This window comes from Pseudomonas sp. (genome assembly GCF_002796985.1).
In the GTDB taxonomy this organism is placed as follows: domain Bacteria; phylum Pseudomonadota; class Gammaproteobacteria; order Pseudomonadales; family Pseudomonadaceae; genus Pseudomonas.
In genome coordinates, this window is sequence record NZ_PEKX01000032.1 from 1 (window position 1) to 1279 (window position 1279).

Sequence of the window (1279 nt, forward strand, 5' to 3'; positions counted from 1 at the left end):
GTGTTCTGCCGGGAGACATAGGTAACGGTTGTCGGGGGACATGGGTAACGGTTTCCTATCATTCCGGCAGCCGGAAATCGACGTGCCGAACCGTTTTGTTAATGAAGACGATGTCGATCACTCCATCCTCTTTGCCTGGACGAATGGCAACTCGCTCTCCTGCCAGCCCTTCACTGACAAAAACCAGCCGGCCGTTCACGCGTATCTGCCCTTTGGTACGTACTTTCATGACGCGCTCTCCCGGCTCGTACTCCACCTCCAGCAGCTTTTCCGGATAGGTGCGCGGGCTGCTCTGGTACCGAGACAGCGGCGGTTTCTGGCCCAGCGCCTGATGCGGGCGCTGTTGGTTGTACTGATCGCGCCATCGATCCATGCCGGCCTGGCACTGCAGCAGTGTCCGGAAGTGCGCCTCATGCAGCAGTTCGCGCTTGAGCGTCTGGTGAAAGCGCTCAAGCTTTCCTTGAGTCTGCGGGTGATACGGACGACTGTGGCCCACCTTGATACCCAGGCGCATCAACCAGGCCTCAAGGGCAGAAATTCCACCGCGTCGCGTCGAGCCCCAGGGCGGGCCATTGTCGCTGGTCAGTCGGCGTGGCAGGCCATAGCGGCGAAAGACCTTGATGAGCTGCTGCTGAACCGTTTGCCGCCGCTCATTGGCACAGGCCGCCAGACACAGGGCGAAGCGGGAGTGGTCGTCGAGCAGCGTCAGCGGATGGCAGCGGTGGCGTTGGTCAAACAACTGGAAGTGACCCTTGAAATCCATCTGCCAGAGGTCATTGGGCGCCTCGTGCTCGAACCTGGAGGTCGCCGAATCACCTGTGCCTGACCCATAACGCAGTTGCCGGCCATGGCGTCGCAGGATGGCGTCGATGGTGCTGTGATGCGGCAGCACGCCTTCGCCCAAAAGGCTACGGAGCTTGCGACTACCCCATGCGGGATAAGCGTCGTGCAGCTCCAGCACCGCTTTTTCCAAGGTATCGCTACTGCTGCCTGGGCAGCTCAGCGGGCGCCGTGACTGGTCTTGAAGCCCCGTCTCACCCAGCTCTCGGTATCGGTTGATCCACTTGTATGCCGTCTTCGGACTGACCTCAAAACGACGGCACAGCTCGCGAACATTGGCTTGAGGCTGCTCAGCCAGAAAAACGAACTCATAGCGACTGGACACAGGTGTGCACTCCTTCCACGGCATCGCTCGATCTCCCGACTCAGCTATGCCGTGATCCTAAATGCGTTACCTATGTCTCCCGACACCTGTTACCCATGTGTCCCGGCAGAACAC

General features: G+C 60.0%; 1 protein-coding gene. It reads right to left on the reverse strand.

All coding sequences use genetic code 11. The annotated features are described in order from the left end of the window. Nucleotides 1-58 precede the first annotated feature (58 nt). Nucleotides 59-1189, reverse strand: a complete 1131-nt coding sequence (locus CTR55_RS27350; protein ID WP_296291729.1) for an IS481 family transposase — start codon at nt 1187-1189, stop codon at nt 59-61. Nucleotides 1190-1279 lie beyond the last annotated feature (90 nt).

Excerpts from the sequence above, each read along its gene's own strand:
- CTR55_RS27350 (WP_296291729.1), bottom strand. The coding sequence starts at position 1,189 with ATGCCGTGGAAGGAGTGCACACCTGTGTCCAGTCGCTATGAGTTCGTT.